2 protein-coding genes are annotated in these 2,501 nt (G+C 58.3%); one reads left to right on the top strand and one right to left on the bottom strand.

Annotated features, from left to right (window positions below):
- The first annotated feature begins 401 nt into the window (after nucleotides 1–401).
- Nucleotides 402–2,192, top strand: coding sequence for a hypothetical protein (locus VNL73_09360; GenBank protein ID HXF49612.1), 1,791 nt, complete (start codon nucleotides 402–404; stop codon nucleotides 2,190–2,192).
- 53 nt (nucleotides 2,193–2,245) lie between these two features.
- On the opposite strand, the gene VNL73_09355 is transcribed toward VNL73_09360, so the two are convergent.
- Nucleotides 2,246–2,501: hypothetical protein (locus VNL73_09355; protein HXF49611.1), on the bottom strand; the 256-nt coding region annotated here is incomplete at its 5' end.

Here is a 2,501-nt window from a genome sequence, read left to right as displayed (position 1 = left end):
GGTAGGATGATTGCAAAAATCCTCTTCATCTTTCTCACCTCCTCTATGGTTTAAAGTTCAACAAAAAAGCCGACCCCATCTTCGAGTCGGCTTAAAGCTCTCAAACAAACAAGACGCTATATGTCTTGTGTCTTGTGTCTTGTGTCTTGTACCCTAAAACAGCGGGATGCTTATCGGAGATGTCAACTCGTTCCGCCACGAAATAGTACCCTTCATCCGTAGCCATAAGCTCTCCTGTTGCTACATAAGATAACCAGCTCGCAAGAAACCTGTCAAGATAATTTTTTGTCGCAAGATAAACCCCTTGACACCCGAATTCCTTTATAGGTAAATTACACCCGCCAGGAGTTCTTTAGGAAAGAACCCCCGAGGCGACAAACCGGCAAACAAGGGGAGGTCGTATGCGCAAGCGTGTAATTTTTACGGGGGTGATTTTTTCTCTCGCGTTCAACCTGGCTTGGGCGGAACATCCGTCGGAGGAACCCGTCCCCTCGGCGCCCGGTGTGGCGATTCAGAAAGCCGCGGCAAATTTTAGCGAGCTGGCCCGGCAGGAAGCCGAAGGCCCGCCGCTCCCCAAACCGTACAAAGTTCCCGGCCGCCCCAAGCCGGTCCCCTACAATCTTCCCGTGCCGGACGAAGCCCTGCTCCTTTCAACAACGGTCTCGGATGATTTGCTCCGGGGCGTTTCCAATTTGGCGCCATCCGCGGTCGCCTCACCCGCCGCGGCGGTAAGCTGGCAGGGGCTGGTGGACAACAACACCCGAATCCCGCCGGACGTGCACGGCACCGTGGGGGGGCCGCACGTGATGACCACGCTGAACAGCCAGGTCCGCATCAACAACCGTTCCGGCGGAGTCATTTCAACCGTTTCGCTGCAAACCTTCTGGTCGCCGGTCGGGCCGTTTGTTGGAATCGGGGTTTTCGATCCCAAAACGCTGTACGATCCCTACAACAACCGCTGGATAACCACCGCCGTTGCGGATGGCGGGCTGGGGACCTCCTCCGTCCTCATCGGCGTTTCGCAGGGGTCCGACCCCACCGGGCTCTGGAATTTGTACCGTGTGGATGCCGACCCCGGCGATACCGCCTGGGCCGACTACCCCAGCATCGGCTTCAACAAGGACTGGATTGCCGTGCAGGTGAACATGTACGCCAACGTCGGCAACACCTTCAAAAGTTCGAAAATCTACTGCTTCAACAAATCCGACTTGTACGCCGGCGGCGCCGGGCTTTTTTCCGCCATCACCACCCCGCTTATCGGCGGCACGCAGGCCCCCGCCGTGACCTATGACAATTCCATTTCCACGCTGTATGTATTGCAGAGCTGGAACGGAAACTTTGGCGGCAACGGCTTTTTACGGCTCTACACCATCACCGGGCCGGTCGGCTCGCCGGTCTTGACTCCGGTCACCTTCCCTGCCATCGCCGCACCGTGGGATTTCGCCCCTCCCAGCTTCGCCGATTTCGCCCCGCAGTCCGGCTCGGCGGCGTTGATACAGGTCAACGACGACCGGATGCACACGGTGGTTTACCGGAACAATACGATTTGGGGGGCGCAGACCGCCTTTCTCCCGGCCGGCGGCGCTCCCAACCGCTCCTCCGTGCAGTGGTGGCAGTTGACCACCGCCGGCGGCGTTTCCCAGTTCGGGCGGGTGGATGACGGCACGGCGCCCCATATGTTCTACGCCTTCCCTTCGCTGGCCGTGAACAAAAACAACGATATGCTGCTCGGCTATTGCCGTTTTTCCGCCGCCCAGTTTGCCAGCGCCAATTATTCCTACCGGGCGGGAACCGATCCTTTGAACACGCTCCAGCCGGACACCGTTTTGAAAGCCGGCGAGGCGTTTTACAACAAAACCGGCGGCGGCCCGGCCAACCGCTGGGGGGATTACACCCACAGCGCGGTCGACCCGCTGGATGACAAAACGCTCTGGACCGTTGGAGAGTATGCCGAAAGCCCCGCCAGCCTGTGGGGCACCTGGTGGGGGCGCATCGGCTACGTGGCCGGGGACATTAATAACGACGGTACCTTCACCCCGGCCGATGTGGTTTTGGAACTGAACTGTGTTTTTGGCGGCATCTGCCCCTTGCCGACCGCCGCCTACGACATGAACTGCGCAGGGGGAGCGACCCCCGCCGACGTGGTGGTTTTGCTCACCCTCGTCTTTTCCGGCACCCCGCCGCCCTGCTGATTTTGACTCAAGTAAAGAAGGGCGGCCTTTTGGCCGCCCTTTTTGTTATCAGATTATTGGATGATTAAAATCTTCCCGATGTATCTCCCCTCGCTCGATTCCACGGAAAAAATATACATCCCCGCCACCACTTTCTGCGCGTTGCGGGAAAGCAAATCCCAAAAGTCGTACCCCGAATCGGAGGCGTTCGGGTCCTTGTCGTGGTTTATCTGCTGCACCAAATCACCGTCCAGGGTGTAAATGCGGATGACGCACCGCGGCGGCAGATTTACGAAGTTTATCCTTTGGCTGCTTTGGGGATGGCCGGTA

The sequence above is a fragment of the Verrucomicrobiia bacterium genome, from assembly GCA_035574275.1.
Lineage (GTDB): Bacteria > Zixibacteria > MSB-5A5 > DSPP01 > DSPP01 > DSPP01.
Note: the sequence above shows the minus strand (reverse complement) of the source record. Positions and strands in the feature narration are given on the sequence as shown.